Origin of the sequence: Pseudonocardia yunnanensis (assembly GCF_039534065.1) — a bacterium.
GTDB lineage: Bacteria > Actinomycetota > Actinomycetes > Mycobacteriales > Pseudonocardiaceae > Pseudonocardia > Pseudonocardia yunnanensis.
This window is the reverse complement of record NZ_BAAAUS010000036.1, coordinates 52,704-75,877: the sequence shown is the minus strand read 5'-3', so window position 1 is coordinate 75,877 and position 23,174 is coordinate 52,704. Positions and strand designations below refer to the sequence as shown.

Sequence of the window (23,174 nt, the reverse complement as noted above, 5' to 3'; positions counted from 1 at the left end):
CGGTTCACCCGCTGGTGGTGCGATTGTCGCCCGCACCGGTGTGCCCGCTCACCTCGTGCCCTTTGGAGCCCCCAGGGGTCTAGCATCGGTCACTCGATGCATCCGATCGCAAGCCTGGGGTAGAGCCGATGACGCCATCCGTCGTGCTCGTCACCGGGGTCAGCCGTTTTCTGGGCGGTCACCTTGCCGCCCGTCTCGCGGCCAACCCCGCTATCGAGCGGGTTCTTGCCGTCGATACCGTGCCGCCCCCGCGAGATCTGCTGCGCCGGATGGGGCGTGCCGAGTTCGTGCGCGCCGACATCCGCAACCCTCTGATCTCGAAGGTCATCTCGCAAGCCTCGGTCGACACCGTCGTCCACGCATCGCTCTCGGCCAACCCCGGCTCGTCCGGCGGCCGCACGACGATGAAGGAGATGAACGTCATCGGCACGATGCAGCTTCTCGCTGCGTGCCAGAAGGCGCCCACGGTGCAGCGGATGGTGCTCAAGTCCACCACCGCCGTGTACGGCTCGAGCCCGCGCGATCCCGCGATCTTCGACGAGTCGATGACGCCGAAGGACCTCCCGTCCGGCGGCTACGCGAAGGACGCCGCGGAGATCGAGGGCTACCTGCGCGGGTTCGCGCGTCGCCGTCCTGACGTCTCGGTCACGGTCCTGCGGTTCACCAACTTCATCGGGCCCCGCATCGACACCGTGTTCACCCGCTACTTCTCGCTGCCTGCCGTCCCCACCGTTCTCGGCTACGACGCGCGGGTACAGCTGCTCCACGAGGAGGACGCTCTCGCTGTGCTCGAACGAGCGGCCAGCGAGGACATCCCCGGCGTCTTCAACGTGGCCGCCGACGGCGTGCTGCTGCTGTCGCAGGCCATTCGCAGGGCCGGCCGCATCCCCGTCCCCGTCCCGAGCCCCGCGGTCGGGCCGGTCAGCCGTGTCTTCCGCAGCGCGCGGCTGGTCGACTTCTCACCGGAGCAGATGCGGCTGCTGAACTTCGGCCGGGTGGTCGACAACGGCAGGCTCAAGCGCCAGTTCGGATTCAGTCCGCGCTGGACCACCGGCCAGGCCTTCGACGACTACGTGCGTGGTCGTGCGCTTCGCCCCGTGCTGGGTCCGAAGCAGGTCGAGTCGCTCGAGCGACGGGTACTCGCCGCCGCGAGGACTCTGCGATGACAGAGGACGTGCGGTGAGCGAGCTTGCGAGTGAATCAGTGTCACAGCGCCTGCGCGCAGCGCCGACCGAGCGCAGCGAGGGAGTGCGATGAGTGAGGACATAGCGATGACGCAGCGGCGCAGGGCCATCCGGCGTGAGGGATTTCCGCCGCCAGGTACTCGCGCCACGGCATCCGCAGGGGAGGGAGTCGTGTCCGAGGCCCGCATCATCCCGCTGCACGCCACCGACGACGAGGCGCTTCCGCGGTGGCGCCCCAGCGAGTCGAGCGGCCGCTCCGGCACCTCTGCTGCGGATGACGACGCCGATCTCGGCCTGCCGCCCGAGCCGGACACCGAGCCCGAACCGGCAGCGTGGGAGGAGGCGCTCGGCGAGACGCTCGCGTTCCTCCGGCGCCGGCTCTCCGGTGACTACGCGGTCGACGACTTCGGCTTCGACGCCGACCTCACTGACAACCTGCTGCTCCCCGCGCTGCGGCCGCTGTACCAGAAGTGGTTCCGCGTGGAGACGATCGGCATGCGGAACGTGCCGGACATCGGTGGTGCGCTGGTGGTGGCCAACCACTCGGGCACGTTGCCGCTCGACGCGCTGATGACGGCTGTGGCCCTGCACGACGACCATCCGGCCCGCCGCCACCTGCGGATGCTCGGCGCGGACCTGATGTTCCGGCTTCCTGTGGCCGGGTCGCTCGCCCGCAAGCAGGGCAGCACCCTGGCGTGCTCGCCGGACGCGGAGCGGCTGATGTCCTCGGGCGAGCTCGTCGGCGTGTGGCCGGAGGGTTTCAAGGGCATCGGCAAGCCGTTCCGGGACAGGTACAAGCTGCAGCGGTTCGGACGAGGCGGCTTCGTGTCGGCCGCGCTCCGCACCGGTGTGCCGATCGTGCCGTGCTCGATCGTCGGCGCCGAGGAGATCTACCCCAAGATCGGTGACCTGAAGCCGCTGGCCCGGCTTTTCGGAGCTCCGTACTTCCCGGTCACGCCGCTCTTCCCGCTGTTCGGCCCGATCGGCCTGATCCCGCTCCCGTCGAAGTGGTACATCGAGTTCGGCGAGCCGATCCAGACCGACACGATCGATCCCGCGGATGCCGACGATCCGATGACGGTGTTCAACCTGACCGACCAGGTGCGCGAGACGATCCAGCACACCCTCTACCGGCTCCTGAGCCAGCGCCGCAACGCCTTCCTCGGCTAGCGCTTGCGGGCCGCGAGACCCGCCGCCACGGCCCCGGCGATGGCACCGACACCGATCACCGACGGCACACCGATGCGAGCCGCCTTGCGCCCCGTACGGAAGTCGCGGATCTGCCAGCCACGTTCCTTCGCGACGTCCCGCAGCTCCGAGTCGGGGTTGACGGCGACGGCGGTGCCGACGGCCGAGAGCATCGGCACGTCGTTGACCGAGTCGGAGTAGGCCGTGCAGCGGCGCAGGTCGAGACCTTCCGTGACGGCGAGAGCGCGTACCGCGTGCGCCTTCGCCGGGCCGTGCAGGATCTCGCCGACCAGACGTCCGGTGTAGATCCCGTCGACGCTCTCGGCCACCGTGCCGAGAGCGCCGGTGAGCCCGAGCCTGCGCGCGATGATCAGCGCAAGCTCGACGGGCGTGGCCGTGACGAGCCAGACCCGCTGCCCGGCGTCGAGGTGCATCTGGGCCAGCGCCCGCGTGCCGGCCCAGATCCGGTCGGCCATCAGCTCGTCGTAGATCTCCTCGCCCAGCTCGGTGATCTCCGAGACCGCACGCCCGGCGACGAACGACAGCGCGGTGTCGCGGCCGGTGGTGGTGGAATAGGCCGTCTCGCGGCCGCCCACCCGGAACTTGAGCTGCTGCCACGCGAAACCGGCGAGGTCGGCGGTGGTGAAGAACTTCCGAGCGGCGAGCCCGCGCGCGAAATGGAAGATCGACGCGCCGACCATCATCGTGTTGTCGACGTCGAAGAAGGCGGCCGCGGTGAGGTCGGTGAGCGGAACGTCGGGCGGACCGCCGTCGCCTGCCGCAACAGCGGCCGCCGCCGCGGCCTCGCCTGCGCGCACTGCGGGGTCGGCCGAGTGGGCGGCCTCGAGCACACCAGGCGTCTCAGCGGCACCAGCCAGCTCACCGGAACCGATGGGCGAGAGGGGCTCGTCGGGTTCGTCTTCTGCAACCACGTGCGAGGCCTCCGGGTGCGGTTCGGGTCCCTCCCCAGCCTACTGGGCGGGTCCGGTCGGACAGTGCGTATCGGGCGGCGGGACCGACGACGAGACCGCCGCAGAGGGTCTCTCCGCGGCGGTCTCGTGGGTGTCTCCGGTTGATCGGCAGGTCAGCCGATGGTGATTCCCGGCATGCCCGGAAGCAGCGGGGGCAGCGTGACCGGCGGCAGCAGCCGCGGCAGGCCCGGCTTGTCGTCGTCGTCGCGGTTGCCGTTGCCGTCGTTGCTGTCCGGGGTGTGTGACCGTGTGGCCGTGGACGTGTCGTCCCCGTCCGACCCCTCGTGCGACCCGTCGTCGAGCAGGTTGCCGTCGGAATCGAGATCAGGCAGCAGCGAGGGCAACTCGTCGGCCCCAGGCGTCTGCGTCACGTCGCTGGTGGGGTCGTCGCTCTCGCCCGTGGTGGTCGAGGACGGGTTCTGGTCGGTCTGGTGGCGCCCGTTGCCGCCGGTGGTGTCCGTCTCCGGGGCGTCCGAGTCGTGCGGCCGCGGTGCGCACGCGCCCGCGGCGGGCAGCGGACCGAGGTCGTCGGTGCCGGAGGTGACCTCCGAGCAGGACGAACGGGCGGTCAGCGCCGTTGTGCGTCCGACGAGCCGATCGAGCAGCTTGATGGCGCCTTCGGCATCGGCGGCCGCGGTGTCCGGCAGGGCGGGACGCAGCGTGGTGAGCCGGTCCGCCTCTTGCGTAGCCCAGCTCCGCAGGTCACCGAGAGCCGCGGTGTCGGCGGTGCTGCTCTCGTCGGACGCGAGCAGGAGTCGTGAACCCTCGCCCGCCGCGGCGTCGAACTCCTGGATCGCGGACGCGTACACGTCGGGGGCGACGGGCGCCTGCGGAGTGCGATCGACCAGCTTCTGCACCTCGTCGAGCCTGGTGGTGGCGATGTCGAGGTGGCGCCGGGCCTTGGCTGCTTCGTCGAACGTGAGGGCGAGACCGGCGGTCTCGGCCACCCGCTTCAGCGCGTAGAGGTTGTCGCCGGGAAGCGAGTCGCGGCTGGCGAAGACGCCGCCGCCGGCCACGGCGAGCAGCATGACCAGCGCCGCCGAACCCACGAACACCGCCCTGCGGCGCAGACCGCTGCCTGCCGGAGTGGTGGCGGGGCCGCGCGAGCCGCGGGCGCGGCCGGCGGGCCGGCTCACGGTGCGCCGCGAACTGTGCCGTCCGGGCCGGCCGGCCGGTGTGGACGGTGGCGTCCCCTCGGTCGTGGTGGGTTCGGTCGTCGTGGCCTCGACCGTGGCGCCGCCGCCCTTGTCGCTGCCTCCGGTGTAGGCCGGCAGCTTGTTGGTGACCGCGGAGGCGTTGACACCCTCCTGTGGTGCGGGGAAGGACGGCTCCTGGACCCGGCCGAGCGGAGCGGTCAGCTCCTCGGCCGAAGGTGGTGGCACCGGTGGCTGGGGGCCTCTCGGCCTCCGGTCACCCTGCTCTGCCGCGAGCACCGCCATGAGCCGCTGCTTCGCGCGCGCCTTGGCGTCAGGGTCCGGCGCGAAGGCCGCCCCTCGGGATCGCAGCATCGCCACGATCTCCAGCTCGCGGGCGAGGTCGCCGTCACCCGCGAAGCCGGGGGGTGTCCCCTGCTCCACGGCGGCGGCGAACCGCTCTGCGTCCTTGCCCTGTCCGGCGGGCATGTTGGCCGTCCTCACTGCATCCCTGCGCTGTCAGTCTGCGCGCCGTGGTGGTACCTCGTGGCGCGACGTTCAGCTGTACAACGAGCCCTCGCCCGGCCGGTTACGGGAGCGGGACCGTTCACCGCATTGAGTCGTTCATTCGCCGCACCCGTAACAACCTGGATGACCTGTGCGATATCGCGCCCACTCATCGGATGCCCTCCGGTAGCAGCTGGGCGAGTCTGCGGACCGCGCGGTGCTGGAGCGCTTTGACGGCCCCTTCGTTGCGATCCATGATCTCTGCCGTCTCGGCCACCGACAGGCCCTGCAGGAACCGGAGCTGGATGCATTCCTGCTGGTCAGGGTTGAGCTTCTTGACGCAGCGCAGCAGCTCGTCGTTGGTGGCGCCGTCCAGCACCTGCTGCTCGGGCCCGCTGGTGCTGGGAGAGAGCTCGATGATCTCGTTGGTGGTCTGCTCCAGTCGGTACCGGCTGGACTTCACGTGGTCGAAGATCAGGTTGCGGGCGATCGTGACGAACCACGCGCCGATGTCCCGACCCTGGTAGCTCACCGAGCTGATGCGGCGCAGGGCCCGGACGAACGTCTCCTGGGTGATGTCCTCGGCGAGGGTGCGATCGCCCATCCGGAACAGGACGTAGCGGAAGACGACCTCGTAGTACCGGTCGAACAGCTCACCGAAGGCGACCATGTCGCCGTTCTGGGACGCCTTGACCAGTGCCCAGGCCCCGGTCTCGTCGGGATGTCCGTGCGGCTCCGCTGACTGCGCCGAGTGCGCGCTCGCGGTCACGGAATGGTCCGAGCCGTCGGCATCGTCGGAACCGTCGGCGCGCTCGCCGGGGCCCGCGGGGTGCCCGGACGGTGTGAGTAGCGCACCGGCCGAGCCGGGCTCGGAGCTGTACGGCCGCTGCCTGGGGAGCGGTGGGCCGTCAGGGGGAGCCGGACGCGACGGTCTGCGGGGGGCGCCGACGCGGGGAGCGGTGGTCGGGGGCATTTCTACCTCTCCAGCCGCCGGGGGACGGGCGGTCTCAGTGGGGAGCAACCGGGGCTGACGCGAGGACCGGGTCATGACTCCCGGCTGGTCCTGCAGCCGTGACTGACAGGACGCCGCGGGACGACCCGCGGTGTGCTGGCGGCAACGGTTCGCATGCCACTCCCTTGGGTGAGTCTCGCGGCGATCACTGAGTGTCGGAACGTCGAGTCGGGTGTAGCGGCGGAGCATACGACCGGCAAAGTGGGGCGAAGCAGGCACCACCGCTTGCCGTGGCTACGTTCCGGTGAGCGGACGACTACCGGCGGTCAGCGTCACTGGTCGCTGCGTGTCGGTCAGGGACAAGGGTTGCGCGTTTGCGATGAGCGTCGTCACGGCCGCGCCGCGCGGTTCGTGCCAGACTTCGCCGCAGGCTCCCCCGCCCGCAGCGTCGACCCCTGGAGAACCGTGTACAGCCCCACCAACCGCCGCGAGGAGCGGGCGCCGGCCCACGTCGCCGATCTGGTGACCCGGGCGGCGGCCCGAGTGCCGAAGCACCCCGCGATTGTGGACGTGACCAGCGGAATCACCATGACGTGGGCCGAGTTGGACGGTGCCGTCTCCGCGGAGGCCGCCCGCCTGCGCGGTGCCGGGGTCGTCGCGGGTGATCGAGTGCTCGTCCGGCTCGGTAACGAAATGGGTTTCTGCGTGGCGCTGCTCGGTGCGCTGCGCGCCGGAGCCGTGACCGTGCCGTTCGGCCCGATCGGCGTGGCCAGGGAGCTCGAGGTCGTGCTCACCGACTGCCGTCCTGCCGTCGTGGTGGCTGCGGAGGGTGACGACACTGCCCGGACCTGTGCCGCTGCCACGGGCGCCACGGTGATCGCGCCGCCCGATCTCGGAGCCCGGGCCGAGGTTCTCCCTGCCGACATCGGCGGGGACGGCGAGGAGATCGCCCTCCTCGTCTACACATCGGGCACCACGGGCAGCCCGCGCGGCGTCCGGCTCTCGCACCGCGCCCTGCTCGCCAACCGGGAGCAGACGGCGGCGCTGCGGCCGTCACCGGTCATCCCCGTGGACCGCGTGCTGCTCTCGCTCCCGCTGTTCCACATCTTCGGCCTGGCCGCGGGCCTCCTGCAGGTCTGCTGGGCCGGCGCCACCCTCGTCCTCGTGGAGCGGTTCGATCCCGCCCACGTCGCCGAGGTGCTCGTCGAGCAGCGGGTGAGCGTGCTCGCGGGCGTGCCGTCGATGTTCCGGGCGCTTCTGGACCTCCCGCCGGACGAGCTGCGCGCGGTCAGTGCCGGCATCCGGCTGTGCACCTCGGGAGGCGCGCCGCTGCCCGCGGAGTGGTTCGCGGACTTCCGGTCGGCCACCGGGCTGACGATCGTGGAGGGGTACGGCCTCACCGAGGGAGGGCCCGTGCTGACCACCACGGCGGTCGACGGCGGCGGGAAGCCCGGCTCGGTGGGCACTCCGCTGCCCGGCGTCGAGCTGCGGCTCGTCGACAAGGACGGCGTCCCGCTCGACGGCGAACCCGAGCCCGACCTCGGCGACCTCGACGACCTCGATCTGGACCACTTCGACACCCACGACACCGGCTTGGTCGCCGTACGGGGGCCGAACCTGTTCTCCGGGTACTGGCCCGACGGCGCGGGTGGCCCGGACGAGGAGGGCTGGTTCCACACAGCCGACGTCGGCTTCTTCGACGCCGACGGCGACCTGTGCCTCGTCGACCGTTCGTCCGACGTCGTGGTCGTCAACGGCTTCAACGTCTACCCGCGCGAGGTGGAGCAGGTGCTCGAGGAGCTCTCGGGCGTGGCGGAGGGCGCGGTCGTCGGGGTGCCGCACGACGTCACCGGTGAAGAGGTCAAGGCAGTCGTGGTGCGGGCCCAGGGCGCCGAGCTCACCGAGGAGGACGTGCGCGCCCACTGCGCCGAGCGCCTGGCCCGGTTCAAGGTCCCCACGGTCATCGAGTTCGTCGACGCGCTTCCGCGGACCCCCACCGGCAAGGTGGCCAGGCGGCAGCTGGCGGGTCAGCCGTGACGGCGGCGGACGGGACCGCGGTGCCGAGGGTCGTGCTGTACACGCGGGAGGGGTGCACGGCCTGTGCCGCGGCCGAGGCCGACGTGGCCCGGATCTGCGGCGAGCTCGGCCACAGCTGGGCGGCCGTCGACGTCGACTCCGACGCGGAGCTGCGCGCCGAGTACGGCGACCGGGTGCCGGTGATCGTGATCGACGGCAAGGAGCACGGGTTCTGGAGGGTCGAGGAGGCGCGGTTCCGCGCCGCGCTGTCCTGAGTGGAGCGGCGTGACCGGAGGACCGTCCGCGAATCGTCATGATTCGGGCGGCCATTCACCGGCCCGCAGGGTGACACTGCCTCTGTGAGCACGACGACCACGGTGCCGCCCCGGTCCGCCGGGCCGACCGGCGCCCGTATCCCGCGCGGCTACGCCGTGCTCGTCGGCGTGCTGGCCGTCGGCGCGGCGATCGGCATCGGGCACCTGGTGGCCGGCCTCGTCTCGCCCTCGTCATCGCCGTACCTGGCGGTCGGGGACACGGTGATCCGGTACGCGCCGCAGCCCGTCACCGAGTTCGCGAAGACCGCCTTCGGCACCTCGGACAAGGCCGTTCTGCTGAGCGTCATGGGGGTGATCCTGCTGGCCGTGGCAGCGGCAGCAGGTCTGCTCTCACGGCGCAGCCGCAGCCCGGGTGTGCGCGTGGTCGTCGTCCTGGGCGTGCTCGGGCTCCTCGCCGTGGCCACCGCGCCCGTCTTCTCCCCGCTCGACGTCCTCGCGCCGCTCGCGTCGATGGCCGCCGGTGTCGGGGCGTTCCGACTACTGCACAACCTCGCTCTGTCGCTCGACGATCCGCCCGCCGCGTCCGGGGCGGCGGCCGGGGTGTCGCGCCGGGCGCTCCTCATCGGGGCCTCCGCCGCCGTGGGCGCCGTCTCGATCGGAGCGGGCATCGGTGGCCAGGTGCTCGGCCGCGGTGTCGCCGACTCCCGGCGGGCCGTCACTGCTTCACTTGCGAGGCTCCGGCCGGCCCGGCCCGCTCCCGCGATCCCGCCTGGCGCGGCCTTTCCACAGCTGGGCACCCCGACCTTCCTCACGGCGCCCGCGGACTTCTACCGGATCGACGTGGCGCTGCGGCTCCCGCGGCTGCTCGCCGATGACTGGTCGATGCGCATCCACGGGATGGTCGACAACGAGCTCACGCTGCGGTTCCAGGACCTGCTCGACCGGCCGCTGGTCGAGCGCACGATCACGATGACATGTGTTTCCAACCCGGTCGGCGGCGACCTGATCTCGACGGCGAACTTCATCGGTGTCGACCTGCGCGACCTCTTGCTGCAGGCGGGCGTCCGGCCGGGCGCCGACCAGCTGCTCAGCACCAGCACGGACGGTTTCACGGTCGGCACGCCCATGTCCGTGTTGCTGGAGGAGGGCCGGGGTGCGCTGCTCGCGATCGGCATGAACGGCGAGGCCCTGCCGCAGGAGCACGGCTTCCCGGTGCGCATGGTCGTCCCCGGTCTCTACGGCTACGTGTCGGCGACGAAATGGGTCACCGACATGGAGGCCACGACGTTCGCCGCCCGGAGCAGCTACTGGGTCGACCGCGGGTGGGCCGAGCAGGGGCCGATCAAGACCGAGGCGCGGATCGACGCGCCGCGCTCGTCCGCGTCCGTGCCGGGCGGGAGGGTGACGCTGGCCGGCATCGCCTGGTCGCAGCCGAGGGGGATCAGCAAGGTCGAGGTCCGGGTGGACGGCGGCGCGTGGCAGGAGGCCCAGCTGGCCGCCGATGTCAGCGGGGACACCTGGCGCATGTGGCGCGCCGACGTCGATCTCGCGCCGGGCCGCCACACCGCACAGGCCCGGGCCACCGACGCCGCCGGCAACACCCAGACAGAGACCGTCGCCGACACGGTTCCGGACGGGGCGACGGGATGGCCCGGCACGACCTTCAGCGTCACCTGAGCCGGATCCGGACCCTCGGTGGTGGGCAGCTGTGCGGCGGCGATCTGCCGTCGGCCGCGCCTTTCCTGCCGCTCGGCCGATTCGACCGCCGCTCGCCGGGTGACGCGCGATGGGGGAGGCGCTGTGCCGTGACGGCAGCGTGACGCGCAGGATGTGAACCACATTCGGCGAAGCAGACCGTGGTGGCGACGCGTCCGGGGCGACCGGAGTGCCCGAGGAGGAACATCCGTGCGACAGACCCGGCGCCTGGCAGCCCTCGGAGCCATGACGGTCCTGGTCGTGGCGCTGGCAGGTTGCAGCGCCTCCGAGGTGCCGCCCGCGCCCACTCCGACCAGCGCGCCGGACGCCGCCGCACCGACGTCCGGCGCGGCCACGCCCGACGACGGCGTGACCACTGTGGACGAGGTGTTCGGTCCGGGCTGCAGCGCGCTGCCGCAGGGGGACGCGCCGGGGTCGGCGGCCGCCATGGCGGGCCTGCCCGTGGCCGCAGCCGTCGGCTCCAACCCGTCGCTCACCACGCTGGCTCGCGCGATCTCCGCGGTCCCCGGCCTGGCCGAGACCCTGAACGCGCAGCAGGACATCACCCTCTTCGCCCCGTCCAACGCCGCGTTCGACGCGACGAGAGCCGCGCTCGGTGACGAGGCCTACAACGCCCTGCTGGACGACCCGCAGCAGCTCAGCACGCTGCTGTCGTACCACGTCGTCGCACAGCGTTTCGACGCCGCAGGGCTCGTCCAGGCGGGGACGACCACCGAGCTCACGGGCGGTGAGATCACCATCGGCGGCACCGCCGGGGCCCCGACGCTGACGGGCGGCGACGGCACGGAGGCCACGGTGCTGTGCGGTGATCTCCCCACGAAGAACGCGACGTTGTTCGTGATCGACAAGGTTCTCCGGCCGGCCGGTTGACCCCGGTGGTGCCCGGTTCGACCTCGCGGAATACGACGGACACCGTCTCGTCGCCGGCTCCGCTGGGCGGCCCATTCCGGATGCTGCACACGATGAGCGGGCGTCGTGGGGCGACTACCGGTCGTGATGTGCCGAACACCCACCCGAGCACGACCAGGTTCAAGATCGCAACTTTGTGCGTGCCTTCACAAGCGACTACCGTGTATTCCAGTCGCCGTCAACGCCCGATCCCGGGGTACTCGGCCGGGTGCATCGGCCCGTGGGTGTGTGGTTCGGTCGCCCGAGTACGCAGCAGGAAATCCGAGTACAGCACCATCGAGGAGACGTGAGCGTGACGAAGCCGCCGCAGGCCGGCTCCGAGGACGCAGCCGCCGCGGGACTGCGAGCCATTCCCGAGGCCAGTGTCGCCCGGCTCGCCCTCTATCTCCGGATGCTCGGCGAGCTCGCCGAGCAGGGCGCGGAGACAGTGTCCAGCGACGAGCTGGCGGGCGTCACCGGGGTGAACCCGGCCAAGCTGCGCAAAGACCTCTCCTACATCGGCTCCTACGGCATCCGCGGTGTCGGCTACGAGATCTCCGCGCTGATCCGCCAGCTCGAGCGCACGCTCGGGCTGGACCATCTGCAGGCCGTCGCGCTGGTCGGGGTGGGAAACCTCGGCCACGCGCTTGCGGGCTACACCGGATTCGGCGGCCGCGGGTTCCCGGTCACGGCGCTGTTCGATGTGGATCCCGACCTCGTCGGGATCCACATCAACGGCATCATCGTCGAGCACGTCCGGTCGATCCCGCAGATCTGTGCCGAACGCGGGGTCACCATCGGCATGATCGCCACGCCCGGCCCCGCCGCCCAGGGTGTGTGCGACCTGCTCGTCGGCAGCGGCGTCCGCTGCATCCTCAACTTCGCCCCGGTGGTGCTGCAGGCGCCGCCGGAGGTCGAGATCCGCAAGGTCGATCTGGCCGTCGAGCTCCAGATCCTGGCGTTCCACGTGGCACGCAGGCGCCTGGCCCAGCAGAACGGGGTCGTGCTCGACGGCCAGGTCAACGGACACGCGACGAACGGTTCCGGGGGGATGCTCACGTGAGCGTCTTGGTAGTTGGTCTCTCGCACCGCAGCGCGCCGGTGGAGGTGCTGGAGAGAGCCGCTGTGGTGGCGGACGAGGTACCCAAGCTGCTCGACGAGATGCTGCGCGCCACGCACGTGTCCGAGGCCGTGCTGCTCTCCACGTGCAACCGCATCGAGGTCTATGCGGTCGTCGACGCGTTCCACGGCGGTCTCGCCGACGTCTCCGCCGTGCTGTCCCGGCACGCCGGGATGCCGTTGCCGGAGCTCACCGAGCACGTGTACGTGCACTACGCGGGGTCGGCCGTCCAGCATCTGTTCGCCGTGTCATCGGGGCTCGACTCCATGGTGGTCGGCGAGGCGCAGATCCTCGGACAGCTGCGCAACGCGTACGCCGCCGCCGACAAGGCCGGCACCGTCGGCCGGGTGCTGCACGAGCTCGCCCAGCAGGCGCTCCGTGTCGGCAAGCGAGTGCACGCGAGCACGGGCATCGACTCGGCGGGCGCCTCCGTCGTGTCCGAGGCTCTCGCCGACGCCGCTGCCGCGCTCGGCGGGAGCCTGGCGGGACGCCGGGCGGTCGTCGTCGGCGCGGGCGCGATGGGCTCGCTGGCCGCTGCCCACCTGCGGCGCGCGGAGGCCGCCGAGATCGTCGTGCTGAACCGCTCGCCGCAGCGCGCCGGCCGTCTCGCGGAGAACACCGCCGCGCAGGGCACCCCGGCCCGGGCCGGCGGGCTGGACGCCCTCGCCGATGAGCTGGTGGACGCCGACCTGATGATCGCCTGCACCGGCGCCGTCGGCACCGTGGTCGACGAGGCCACCGTGGCTGACGCCGTCGCCGGCCGGTCCGCGCGCCCGCTCGTCGTCTGCGACCTCGGCCTGCCCCGCGACGTGGACGCGGCTGTCGCCGCTCTCCCCGGCGTCACGGTGATCGACCTGGTCGCCCTGCAGCGCAGGCTCTCCGACGGCCCGCGCGGCGCGGCCGTTGCCGCCGCCCAAGAACTCGTGGCCGAGGAGGCGCAGGCCTACCTGGCCGCACAGCGCTCCGCCGAGGTCACCCCCACCGTCACGGCACTGCGCAGGCGCGCATCGGAAGTGATCGACGCCGAACTGCTGCGGCTGGACTCCCGCCTCCCCGACCTGGACGCCCGGGTGCGCGATGAGTTCACCAGGAGCGTGCGGCGTGTCGTGGACAAGCTCCTGCACACCCCGACGGTGCAGGTGAAGCGGTTGGCCGAGGGCCCGGACGGCGACAGTTACGCCGCCGCGCTGCGCGCTCTGTTCGAGCTCGACCCGCAGACGCCTGCCGCCGTCGCCCTCCAGCGCAGTGGTGACGTGATCGCCGCGCTGGAGGCTCGTACCGAGCCGGCAGGTCCGGAGGAGGCGACCGGATGACTCTTCGCATCGGTACGCGGCCCAGCACTCTCGCACTGGCGCAGACCAACCTGGTCGCGGAGCGGCTGCGCTCGGCCGGGCACGCCGTCGAGCTGGTGGAGGTGTCCACGTCGGGCGACCGGTCGATGGTCCCGGTCGCCGAGCTCGGCGTGGGTGTGTTCGTCTCCGCGCTGCGCGAGGCGCTGGTGAGCGGCCAGGTCGACGTGGCCGTGCACTCCTACAAGGACCTGCCGACCGCGCCCGACCCCCGGCTGCACCTGGCGGCCGTGCCGCCGCGGGAGGACCCCCGCGACGCGCTGGTCGCCCGCGACGGGATGGTGCTCGGTGAGCTGCCGCCCGGGGCGAGGGTGGGCACGGGGGCGGCGCGGCGGCGGGCGCAGCTCGACGCGCTGGGTCTCGGCATCGAGGTCGTGCCGATCCGTGGCAACGTCGACACGCGCGTCGGCAAGGTGCATTCGGGCGAGCTCGACGCCGTGGTCGTGGCCGCGGCCGGGCTACGCAGGCTCGGTCGCATCGACGAGGCCACCGAGCTGCTCGATCCACTGCAGATGCTCCCCGCCCCGGCCCAAGGTGCACTCGCGGTCGAGTGCCGGGCCGACGACCTGGAGCTTGGTCGCGCGCTCTCACTGGCGCTCGACGACGAGTTCACCCGGGCCGCCGTCATCGCGGAGCGCGCGGTGCTCGCCACGCTGGAAGCAGGCTGTAGCGCGCCGATAGGCGCGCTGGCCGACGTGGTGTCCGACTGGGAACCGATCGCCGGCCCGAACGGCGAGGAAGAGGACGGACGCGCGGTAGACCGCCTGTCGCTGCGGGCCGTCATCGGCACGACCGACGGAGGGCTGTTGCGCGCCTCCGTCACCGGAAACATGGACGACGCCGAGAAGCTCGGAGCGGCCCTGGCCGCCGAGCTCCTCGACATGGGGGGCTTCTCCGCCCTCGGAGAACAGCTGGATCGGGAGATCTGATGAACCGAGCACCGAGTACCCCGGGACGGGTCGCCTTCGTGGGCAGTGGCCCCGGCGATCCCGGCCTGCTGACCGTCCGCGCGCGCGAGGCTCTCGCGAATGCGCCGTTGGTCATCACCGATCCGGATGTCCCCGAGGTCATCCTGGGCCTGGTCGCCGACGGCGCCGAGGTGCGCCCGGCGGTCGGCCAACCCGCCGACGTCGCCCGCGACCTGGTCTCCGAGGCCCGCTCCGGGCGTACCGTCACACGGCTGGTCAGCGGCGACCCGCTGACCGTCGACTCGGTGGTGCAGGAGGCCATCGCGGTGGCCGCCGCCGACGTGCCGTTCGACGTCGTGCCCGGTGTTCCTGCCGGCACCGCCGTTCCGGCCTACGCCGGCGTGCCGCTGGGGTCGGCGCACATCGAGGCCGACGTCCGCGCGGGCGTCGACTGGCCCCGGCTCGCCGCGGCGCCGGGCACCCTGGTGCTGCACGCCTCCCCGTCGCACCTGTCGGAGGTGGTGGGCGCCCTCACCGAGAACGGGATCGCCGCACAGACCCCGGTGGCCGTCACCGCGGGAGGCACCGCCACCACCCAGCGGACGGTGCAGGCGACCCTGGCCACGATGGCTGCCGAGGCGGCCGATCTCGAGGGCCAGCTGGTGGTCACCGTCGGCCCCGAGGTCGGGCTGCGCAACGAGCTGTCCTGGTGGGAGTCGCGTGCGCTGTACGGGTGGCGCGTGCTGGTGCCTCGCACCAAGGACCAGGCCGGAGCGATGAGCGACCGGCTGGCCGTGCACGGTGCCACCGCGGAGGAGGTGCCGACGATCGCCGTCGAGCCTCCGCGTTCGCCCACGCAGATGGAGCGGGCGGTCAAGGGGCTGGTGGACGGCCGCTACCAGTGGGTGGTGTTCACCTCCACCAACGCCGTGCGCGCGGTGTGGGAGAAGTTCGCGGAGTTCGGTCTCGACGCCCGCGCCTTCTCCGGGGTCAAGATCGCCTGCGTCGGCGCGGCCACTGCCGAGAAGGTTCGCAGCTTCGGCATCGTGCCCGAGCTGGTGCCGTCGGTGGAGGAGTCGCAGGAGTCCTCGTCCGAGGGGCTGCTGTCGATCTTCCCGCCCTACGACGACGTGCTCGACCCGGTCGACCGCGTGCTGCTGCCGCGCGCCGACATCGCCACCGAGACGCTCGCCGCCGGTCTGCGCGACCGTGGATGGGAGATCGACGACGTCACCGCGTACCGCACGGTCCGCGCGGCGCCGCCGCCCGCCCCGATCCGCGAGGCGATCAAGACCGGCGGGTTCGACGCGGTGTGCTTCACCTCGTCGTCCACGGTGCGCAACCTGGTGGGTATCGCCGGCAAGCCGCACGCCCGCACGATCGTCGCGTGCATCGGCCCGCAGACGGCCGAGACGGCCCGCGAGTTCGGACTGCGCGTCGACGTGCAGCCCGACGAGGCGCGCGTGCCCGCACTGGTCGACGCCCTGGCGGCGCACGCGGCCCGACTCCGTGCCGAGGGCGCCCTGCCGCCCCCGAAGAAGGCGAAGGCCCGCCGCCGCTGACACCGAGCGAGCGGCACTTCCGTCCGACCTGTCGGGCGGAAGTGCCGCTCGCTCGCGATCACATCAGCTCGATATCCAGGACGATGTCCGAGTCGGGCTCACCAGTTACCCGTGCACCTGCCCGCTGTAGCGGCGCGCCCGCACTTGCCGGCCCGACTCGAGCGAGCAGGTCGGCACAACCATCGGGACGGGCACTCAGTAGTTCTTGACCACCGACCGCGGGACGGTCCGCCACCGCCTGCGCCCGTCCGGGTCGATGACCGGTGGCTCCAACAGCAGGACCGCCCGGCCGTCGAGCAGGACGGGGCGTACCCAGTCGCCGAGCTCGATGAGTTCGCCCGCCGTGGGTTCCTGCCGCTGGTGGTCGCGGACCTGGTCGATCGAGACGAGGTCGAGCAGCCTGCCGGCGGTCATGTCGCCGCTGATCTCGCGGATCCCCGGCATGAACAGAAACAGCCCGTCGCCACCGGAGAGGTGCAGGCCCACGGCGGCGAGCGCACCCAGGACGCCGTCCTGCGTGCCGCCGTGACCGCTCAGGTGCACGCCCGTCTCCGCCGCCAGCGTCCGCGCGGTCGCCGTCACCAGCACCTCGCGCTTCGCTCGTCGTCCGAACTCGACGAGCCGCTCCCGCCGGCCGCTGCCCTCGGGTAGGTCCGGCAGCACCGCCACGGCCAGCCCTGGGTCGGCAGCGGGTGGGCAGACTCGCTCGAGGAACCTCGCGGCGAGCTCGACGACAGCGGGCACCACCGCCGTGGGATCAGCGGCCGGGCTGCGCCATGCGATGCACGCGCTGGAGTTGTGGGACGTGTAGGGGATACGCGGGTCGACCAGGAGCTGATGACGGGTGGCGCCCGCCCGCGCTGCCGAGCTCCGCCTCCTCCAGCTCCGCGATCAGCTGCCGGCAACGCCGGCCGGTACCCGGGCTCGTGGGGTCGTCGGTGTCGTCGATGCCGATGAGCAGGTCGACGCCATGCAGCGCCCTGCCGATGGTCACGGGTTCGCCACCAAAGCGGTCACGTCGCGCACCCATCGGTTCGTGGGCAGGTCTGCGCCCGTGAGCTTGACGGTGCCGCGGTTGGTCACGGCGAGGATCGGCCGGGCGGAGAGGTCCGCTGCGGACAGGGTCTGTGCGGGATCGCGACCCTCCACCCGCAGCGCGGTCACGTCCACCACTCCGGCCTTGTCGAGAACGCTACGGATGGTCGGGCCGGTCTGGACCTGGTCGCCCGCCGACTGGGGCGTGTCCACGTCCACCTGCGGCAATGTCTGCAGCGCGGCGAGATCGAACCGGGCGAGCTCCCGGTCGCCGTCCCGGATCACCACGGCGCTGCCGCTCGACTCGCCGCCACCGGCACCTCCACCGGTGCCGGCCGATCCGCACGCGACCAGGGCTGCTGCCAGAAGAAGGCCGACCACCGCTGGCCAACTCCGCCGCATCCGCGACTCCTTCGGAGCTTGATCCTCAGATATAAGGAGATATGAGTGAGGTGAACTCGCAGATGCGTTTTTATCATGGTCATCGGGAGCTATGCTGCCGACATGAAGTCCTGGGCTCTGCCGGCCGTCTCGAGCGGTAGCCGGGCAGCGGATCAGGCGCGAGACCTCGCACTGCCACTCGTCGCCGTCGCTGGGATCGTGGCGGTGGCCGACCTGCGCATACCCGTCGGGCTGCCGGGTCATCGAGGGCTGATCTGGCTGACGCTGCTCGTCGCCGTGGCGCTGTCGGTCCGCCGGCCCGGCGTGGTCACCGCCGTCGGCGCGGCCTCGACCGTGCTCGCCCTTGCGCTGGGCAGCACCGTGGGCGACCCGCGGTATCTCGCCGCAGCGATCCTGTTGGACGCGACACTGGCCGTCCCCATCGTTCGGCGCCACCCGGTGCTGCTCGCCCTCGCGGCATCGCCGATCCACCTCGTCGCGCTCGTCGCCCCGTTGCTGGGTGCGGCCGGAGCCGGCGGAGCGCTCGTCGGGTTCGGCCCGGGGCTCGCGACGAAGGCGGGCTTCCACCTCGCCTTCGGCCTCATCGCAGGACTCCTCGGGTGGACGGTCGCAGCCGCCCTGCGGTGCTCCTGGACCGGCCGCGAGGGAGCGCTTACGCGGAGACGAGTTCGTCCCTGATGAGCCGGTGCGCGGCCTGGGTGATGAACGCGGGGACACAGCACTTCTTCTGCCCGCGCTGCCGGCGGTCCGCCGCCGGGTCGTAGCCTGGCTTCATGGCCTTCCCAGCTCATCGGCCGCGGCGACTGCGATCCACTCCGGCCCTGCGCCGGCTCGTCGCCGAGATCGACCTGCGACCACGTCACCTCGTGCTGCCGATGTTCGTCAAGGAGGGCGCGAGCGAGCCGATTCCGATCGCGTCGATGCCCGGAGTCGTCCAGCACACCCGCGACTCGCTGCGGAAGGCGGCCGTCGAGGCCGTGTCCGCCGGGGTGGGCGGGCTGATGCTCTTCGGCGTGCCCGAAAGCCGGGACGCCACGGGTTCCGCGGGCGTCGACCCCGACGGGGTGCTGAACGTGGCGCTGCGCGATCTCCGCGCCGAGGTCGGGGACGCCACCGTGCTGATGGCCGACACGTGTCTCGACGAGTTCACCGACCACGGCCACTGCGGGGTGCTGGACGCCGAGGGCCGTGTGGACAACGACGCCACACTCGCCGTCTACGCGGAGATGGCCGTGGCGCAGGCCGAGGCCGGGGCGCACCTGCTCGGCCCTAGCGGGATGATGGACGGCCAGGTCGGGGCCATCCGCGAGGCGCTCGACGCCGCAGGCCACGTCGACACCGGCATCCTCGCCTACACGGCGAAGTACTCCTCGGCGTTCTTCGGCCCGTTCCGCGAGGCGGTCGAGTCCCAGCTGCGGGGCGACCGCAAGACGTACCAGCAGGACTCCGCCAACGTGCGGGAGGCGCTGCGCGAGCTCGCGCTCGACCTCGAGGAGGGCGCCGACATGGTGATGGTCAAGCCCGCGCTCGCCTACCTCGACGTGCTGCGCGCCGTGGCCGAGACGGCCGACGTGCCCGTGGCCGCCTACCAGGTGTCCGGGGAGTACGCGATGGTGGAGGCCGCCGCGGCGAACGGCTGGCTCGACCGCGACCGCACCGTGCTCGAGACGCTCACCGGGATCCGCCGGGCGGGTGCCGACATCGTGCTCACCTACTGGGCCACCGAGGTGGCGCAGCGTCTCACCACGGAGTGAACTTGCGCGGCCGTGACCGCTTCGCAACGCTCAATACGGCCGATAGAAACCTGAATGCGACCAAGCGGGCGATACGATCGCGAACCTCGTGATCGATCGTGGAGGCTTGCAATGACGTACGACCCCGGCAACCCCGGCGACCAGCCGCAGCCGCCCGGCGGCCAGGGCTGGTCCGGGGGGCAGCAGCCGCCGTACCCGGGAGGGTATGGCCAGCAGCCTCCGCAGGGCTGGGGTCCGCCTCCCGGTCAGCAGCCCCCGTACGGCGACCCGTCGGCATACGGGCCGGGGCCAGGACCTGGGCCCGGGCCCGGCAACGGCCCGCAGGCGCAGGCCAAGGGGTTCTTCTCGGCGTTGTTCGACTTCGGGTTCAACCACTTCGCCACGCCGTCGGTCGTGAAGATCATCTATGTGGTCGGCCTGGTGCTTCTGGGGCTCGCCTACATCGGCTTCGTCATCGCGGGCTTCGCGCAGGGCGTCGGCCCCGGGCTGCTCGTGCTCATCCTCGGTGCGATCGTCGCGCTGTTCTACCTCACGCTGTTCCGCATCACCCTCGAGTTCTACTACGCCGTGGTCCGGATGTCGGAGGACATCCACCACCGGCGCTGAGACCTGCGTGGACAGCGAATCGGGCCGGCCCTACGGTAACGCCGTGAGCAGCACACCGTCCGATCCCGGGCGTGGGGACCAGAAGCCTGACGGCGGCCCCCACCGCGACGACCGTGCGGACGGCACGCAGCAACCTGCGCCGTCCGAGAGCCAGGCGGAGGGCGCCCAGTACGGCGCGCCCCCCGCCGGCCAGTACGGCGGTCAGCCGGGCCAGTACGACCCGTACGGCCAGCAGGCGGGCCAGCCGGGCCCGTACTACGGGCAGCCCGGCCAGTACGGCGCGCAGCCCGGTCAGTACGGGCAGCCGGGTCAGTACGGGCAGCCTGCTCAGTACAACCCCTACAACCAGCCGGGCCCCTACGGCGGCCAGCCCTACCAGGGCGGGCAGGGCGGCTACGCGTACAACCCGTACAGCACGCCCTACCCGGCCGGGCTCGATCAGGGCGACACCGCTCCCGTCGAGCGCCCCCGGATCATGATCCTGTCGTTGCTGTTCGTGATCCTCAGTGCGCTGCCCTTCCTGGGCATCGGGCTCGTGCTGCTGGTCGCTGCGGAGAACGGGGCGCAGGCGTTCGACCCCGAGCAGCTCCGCCAGATCGAGGAGGCGGGCGTCTCGGTTGCGGAGATCATCCGCGTCGTGGGCGGAGTTCTCCTCGCCGTCGCCGTGCTCTACATCGGGTTCGCCGTACTGGCCTTCATCGGACACAACTGGGCCCGGATCATCCTGACGATCATGACGGTGGGGTTCACGCTCCTGGCGCTGAGCACCGTCTTCTCCGGGCTCGGCGGCGACAACGCCAGCTTGTTGTTCATGCTGGTCGTCACGATCCTGTCGATCGCAGGCACCGTCATCCTGTACCTGCCGGACGCTCGCCAGTTCTTCGCCGGACGCCGCTGACCCGCACCCCTGCCACTTCGAGCACGACGCGGTGCAAGACTGGCGGCCGTGGGAAGCTCGCCTACCTCGTCCATCACCGACACCGGCGCCGGCACCTCAGGCCGCCTCTTCGAGCGGGCCTGCGCCGCGATCCCCGGCGGGGTGAACAGCCCGGTGCGGGCGTTCACGTCGGTCGGCGGCACGCCACGCTTCATGGTGTCCGCCACCGGCCCGTGGCTCACCGACGCCGATGCCAACCGCTACGTCGACCTCGTCAGCTCATGGGGGCCGATGATCCTCGGCCACGCGCATCCGGCCGTGGTCGAGGCCGTCCGCTCCGCGGCGGCCGACGGTCTCTCCTTCGGCGCCCCGACGCCCGCGGAGATCGAGCTCGCCGAGGAGATCATCTCCCGGGTCGACCCGGTGGAGCAGGTGCGGCTGGTCAACTCGGGTACCGAGGCGACGATGAGCGCGATCCGGCTCGCGCGCGGCATCACCGGTCGCCGGGTCATCGTGAAGTTCGCAGGCTGCTACCACGGCCACGTCGACGCGCTGCTGGCACAGGCCGGCTCGGGCGTCGCCACGCTGGGCCTGCCGACCAGCCCCGGGGTCACCGGGGCCCAGGCCGCCGACACGGTGGTCCTGCCCTACAACGACCTCGACGCCGTCCGTGCTGTGTTCGCCGAGCGCGGTAGCGACATCGCCTGCGTGATCACCGAGGCCGCGGCCGGGAACATGGGTGCGATCGCGCCGCGTCCGGGCTTCAACGCCGGGCTCCGCGAGATCTGCCACGCCCACGGCGCCCTGCTCGTGGTCGACGAGGTGATGACCGGGTTCCGCGTGTCGCCCGCCGGCTGGTTCGGCCTCGACGGCGTGGCGGGCGACCTCTACACCTTCGGCAAGGTCATGTCGGGCGGGCTGCCCGCGGCCGCGTTCGGCGGCCCGGCCACGCTCATGTCGCACCTCGCGCCCGCCGGGCCCGTGTACCAGGCGGGGACGCTGTCGGGTAACCCCGTCGCCGTCGCTGCCGGTCTGGCCACCCTGCGTCACGCCACCGCCGACGTCTACGCGGCGCTCGACGCCCACGCCGCCCGGCTCGGCGCGATGATCGGTGACGCGCTGCGCGCCGAGGGGGTGCCCCACCGCGTCCAGTTCGCGGGGAACCTGCTCTCGGTGTTCTTCACCGACGACGAGGTGTACGACTACGCAGGCGCGCAGGCCGCAGCCACGTGGCGGTTCCCGGCGTTCTTCCACGCACTGCTGGACCGAGGGGTGTATCCGCCTCCCAGCCCGTTCGAGGCGTGGTTCGTCTCGGCGGCGCTCGACGACGACGCCTTCTCCGTGATCGAGGCAGCCCTGCCGGCGGCGGCCAAGGCAGCGGCGACGGCCACCCCTCCGGCGGAGGCGGCACAGTGAGACACCGCTGCGTCGCCTTCGCGGTCGTGACGGGGCCGGCCGCGGCGAGGGCCGGCGCGTGAGCAGCAGCGATCGCACCGTTGTGCACCTGCTGCGCCACGGCGAGGTGTACAACCCCAGCGGGATCCTCTACGGCCGGCTGCCCGGCTTCCACCTCTCCGAGCACGGTCACAACCAGGCCGAGATCGTGGCCAAAGCGCTCGCCGACGCCGACATCACGGTCGTGCACGCCTCGCCGTTGCAGCGTGCGCAGGAGACCGCCGCGCCGGTCGCGGCCGCCCACGGCCTGCAGGTCATCACCGACGAGAGGCTGATCGAGGCGGACAACCGCTTCGAGGGGAAGACGGTCTCGGTCGGCGGCGGGGCGCTGCGCGCGCCGCAGTACTGGCCGCTTCTGCGCGACCCCTTCAAGCCCTCCTGGGGTGAGCCGTACCTGCGCATCGCCCACCGCATGCTCGCCGCGGTGCACAGCGCGCGGACGGAGGCCGAGGGACACGAGGCGGTGTGCGTCTCGCATCAGCTGCCGATCTGGACGCTGCGCCGGTTCGTCACCGGCCAACGGCTCTGGCACGACCCCCGTCGCCGCCAGTGCGCACTCGCGTCCCTGACGTCGCTGGTGTTCGTCGGCACCGAGCTGACCCAGCTTCAGTACAGCGAGCCTGCCGGCGGCAGCAGCCCAGTGGTGACCGGCGCATGAGACGGATCGCGATCGCCGTGGCCGCAGCCCTGTTGCTGCTGGTGGCCGGGTGTTCCACCACCAAGGACGCGGTGGACGAGGGCACGAACTTCGAGTTCGTCGCACCTGGCGGGCAGACCACGATCCTGTACGACCCGCCGTCGAGCCGCGGCCGGGCGCCCGCGATCAGCGGACCGAGCTTGCTGCACGACGGTCAGACCGTCGGGGTGAGCGACTACCACGGCAAGGTCGTGGTGCTCAACATCTGGGGCTCGTGGTGTGGCCCGTGCCGGGTGGAGGCACCCGAGCTGCAGAGCCTGCAGGAACAGACGGGGGCGGTCGTCCTCGGCATCGACGTGCGGGACGACCGGTCCGCGGCCACCGACTTCGTCCGTGACCGGAGCATCACGTTCGATTCGATCTTCGATCCCCCCGGACGCAGTCTGGCCGCACTGAGCGGCTACCCCCGCAACACCGTGCCGTCCACGATCGTGATCGACCCGCAGGGCAGGGTGGCTGCGGTCTATCTGACGTCGATCCGGGTGAGCGAGCTGGCTCCGCTGGTGAAGCGTCTGCAGGCCGAGCAGGCCTGAACCCGCCACCTGGCGCGGAGGGTTCGAAACCGTTGATTCACTACAC

At 71.9% G+C, this 23,174-nt stretch carries 23 protein-coding genes; 17 read left to right on the top strand and 6 right to left on the bottom strand.

From position 1 onward, the window contains the following. Positions 1-128 precede the first annotated feature (128 nt). Positions 129-1,166: an NAD-dependent epimerase/dehydratase family protein gene (locus ABD743_RS30740; RefSeq protein WP_344725960.1), complete on the top strand. Its 1,038-nt coding sequence runs from the start codon at positions 129-131 to the stop codon at positions 1,164-1,166. A 189-nt stretch (positions 1,167-1,355) separates the two neighbouring features. Further along, positions 1,356-2,354 (top strand): lysophospholipid acyltransferase family protein, encoded by a 999-nt coding sequence (locus ABD743_RS30735; protein ID WP_379658895.1) that lies wholly within the window; start codon positions 1,356-1,358, stop codon positions 2,352-2,354. On the opposite strand, the gene ABD743_RS30730 is transcribed toward ABD743_RS30735, so the two are convergent. The 3 genes from ABD743_RS30730 to ABD743_RS30720 all read right to left on the bottom strand — a co-directional run bounded on the left by ABD743_RS30730 (position 2,351) and on the right by ABD743_RS30720 (position 5,752). Beyond that, positions 2,351-3,223, bottom strand: coding sequence for an HAD family hydrolase (locus ABD743_RS30730; RefSeq protein ID WP_344726161.1), 873 nt, complete (start codon positions 3,221-3,223; stop codon positions 2,351-2,353). The genes ABD743_RS30735 and ABD743_RS30730 overlap by 4 nt on opposite strands. Before the next feature lie 233 nt (positions 3,224-3,456). Further along, on the bottom strand, positions 3,457-4,965 hold the full coding sequence (locus tag ABD743_RS30725) for a DUF5667 domain-containing protein (RefSeq protein ID WP_344725958.1): 1,509 nt from the start codon (positions 4,963-4,965) through the stop codon (positions 3,457-3,459). 187 nt (positions 4,966-5,152) lie between these two features. After that, positions 5,153-5,752, bottom strand: coding sequence for a sigma-70 family RNA polymerase sigma factor (locus tag ABD743_RS30720; RefSeq protein WP_344725956.1), 600 nt, complete (start codon positions 5,750-5,752; stop codon positions 5,153-5,155). Between the two features lie 648 nt (positions 5,753-6,400). On the opposite strand from ABD743_RS30720, the gene ABD743_RS30715 reads away from it, so the two are divergent. From ABD743_RS30715 to ABD743_RS30680, 8 genes are all read left to right on the top strand, one after another. Next, positions 6,401-7,972: an AMP-binding protein gene (locus tag ABD743_RS30715; RefSeq protein WP_344725954.1), complete on the top strand. Its 1,572-nt coding sequence runs from the start codon at positions 6,401-6,403 to the stop codon at positions 7,970-7,972. After that, the gene (locus ABD743_RS30710; protein WP_379658894.1) at positions 7,969-8,226 is read left to right on the top strand and encodes a glutaredoxin family protein; all 258 of its coding nucleotides are present in this window, start codon (positions 7,969-7,971) and stop codon (positions 8,224-8,226) included. Before ABD743_RS30715 ends, ABD743_RS30710 begins: the two co-directional genes overlap by 4 nt. An 84-nt stretch (positions 8,227-8,310) precedes the next feature. Further along, positions 8,311-9,903 (top strand): molybdopterin-dependent oxidoreductase, encoded by a 1,593-nt coding sequence (locus ABD743_RS30705; RefSeq protein ID WP_344725952.1) that lies wholly within the window; start codon positions 8,311-8,313, stop codon positions 9,901-9,903. A 228-nt stretch (positions 9,904-10,131) separates the two neighbouring features. Then, positions 10,132-10,812 (top strand): fasciclin domain-containing protein, encoded by a 681-nt coding sequence (locus ABD743_RS30700; protein WP_344725950.1) that lies wholly within the window; start codon positions 10,132-10,134, stop codon positions 10,810-10,812. A gap of 325 nt (positions 10,813-11,137) precedes the next feature. Then, positions 11,138-11,893, top strand: coding sequence for a redox-sensing transcriptional repressor Rex (locus ABD743_RS30695; protein WP_379658893.1), 756 nt, complete (start codon positions 11,138-11,140; stop codon positions 11,891-11,893). Continuing rightward, the gene (locus ABD743_RS30690) at positions 11,890-13,263 is read left to right on the top strand and encodes a glutamyl-tRNA reductase (protein ID WP_344725946.1); all 1,374 of its coding nucleotides are present in this window, start codon (positions 11,890-11,892) and stop codon (positions 13,261-13,263) included. Before ABD743_RS30695 ends, ABD743_RS30690 begins: the two co-directional genes overlap by 4 nt. Next, positions 13,260-14,228 (top strand): hydroxymethylbilane synthase, encoded by a 969-nt coding sequence (hemC, locus tag ABD743_RS30685; protein WP_344725944.1) that lies wholly within the window; start codon positions 13,260-13,262, stop codon positions 14,226-14,228. The genes ABD743_RS30690 and hemC overlap by 4 nt, the downstream gene beginning before the upstream one ends. Then, positions 14,228-15,769, top strand: a complete 1,542-nt coding sequence (locus tag ABD743_RS30680) for a bifunctional uroporphyrinogen-III C-methyltransferase/uroporphyrinogen-III synthase (RefSeq protein ID WP_344725942.1) — start codon at positions 14,228-14,230, stop codon at positions 15,767-15,769. The genes hemC and ABD743_RS30680 overlap by 1 nt, the downstream gene beginning before the upstream one ends. 195 nt (positions 15,770-15,964) lie before the next feature. On the opposite strand, the gene ABD743_RS30675 is transcribed toward ABD743_RS30680, so the two are convergent. The 3 genes from ABD743_RS30675 to ABD743_RS30665 are packed head-to-tail and all read right to left on the bottom strand — an operon-like array spanning position 15,965 to position 17,206. Then, positions 15,965-16,516, bottom strand: a complete 552-nt coding sequence (locus ABD743_RS30675) for a hypothetical protein (protein ID WP_344725940.1) — start codon at positions 16,514-16,516, stop codon at positions 15,965-15,967. A 10-nt stretch (positions 16,517-16,526) separates the two neighbouring features. Next, complete coding sequence (locus ABD743_RS30670) at positions 16,527-16,763, bottom strand: hypothetical protein (protein WP_344725938.1); 237 nt, start codon at positions 16,761-16,763, stop codon at positions 16,527-16,529. Further along, entirely contained in the window at positions 16,760-17,206 is a 447-nt protein-coding gene (locus ABD743_RS30665) for a hypothetical protein (protein WP_344725936.1), read from the bottom strand. The genes ABD743_RS30670 and ABD743_RS30665 overlap by 4 nt, the downstream gene beginning before the upstream one ends. Before the next feature lie 102 nt (positions 17,207-17,308). Between ABD743_RS30665 and ABD743_RS30660 the strand changes: the two genes are divergently transcribed. The 7 genes from ABD743_RS30660 (at position 17,309) to ABD743_RS30630 (ending at position 23,128) form a co-directional block, all read left to right on the top strand. Next, the gene (locus ABD743_RS30660; protein WP_344725934.1) at positions 17,309-17,884 is read left to right on the top strand and encodes a hypothetical protein; all 576 of its coding nucleotides are present in this window, start codon (positions 17,309-17,311) and stop codon (positions 17,882-17,884) included. A 95-nt stretch (positions 17,885-17,979) separates the two neighbouring features. Continuing rightward, positions 17,980-18,960, top strand: coding sequence for a porphobilinogen synthase (hemB, locus tag ABD743_RS30655; RefSeq protein ID WP_344725932.1), 981 nt, complete (start codon positions 17,980-17,982; stop codon positions 18,958-18,960). A 111-nt stretch (positions 18,961-19,071) separates the two neighbouring features. Then, positions 19,072-19,566 (top strand): DUF4282 domain-containing protein, encoded by a 495-nt coding sequence (locus tag ABD743_RS30650; protein ID WP_344725930.1) that lies wholly within the window; start codon positions 19,072-19,074, stop codon positions 19,564-19,566. Positions 19,567-19,609: 43 nt separating this feature from the next. Next, positions 19,610-20,464, top strand: coding sequence for a hypothetical protein (locus ABD743_RS30645; RefSeq protein WP_344725928.1), 855 nt, complete (start codon positions 19,610-19,612; stop codon positions 20,462-20,464). Positions 20,465-20,512: 48 nt separating this feature from the next. Further along, on the top strand, positions 20,513-21,859 hold the full coding sequence (gene hemL, locus ABD743_RS30640) for a glutamate-1-semialdehyde 2,1-aminomutase (protein ID WP_344725926.1): 1,347 nt from the start codon (positions 20,513-20,515) through the stop codon (positions 21,857-21,859). Between the two features lie 58 nt (positions 21,860-21,917). Then, positions 21,918-22,556 (top strand): histidine phosphatase family protein, encoded by a 639-nt coding sequence (locus ABD743_RS30635; protein WP_344725924.1) that lies wholly within the window; start codon positions 21,918-21,920, stop codon positions 22,554-22,556. Further along, positions 22,553-23,128: a TlpA family protein disulfide reductase gene (locus tag ABD743_RS30630; RefSeq protein ID WP_344725922.1), complete on the top strand. Its 576-nt coding sequence runs from the start codon at positions 22,553-22,555 to the stop codon at positions 23,126-23,128. The genes ABD743_RS30635 and ABD743_RS30630 overlap by 4 nt, the downstream gene beginning before the upstream one ends. Positions 23,129-23,174 lie beyond the last annotated feature (46 nt).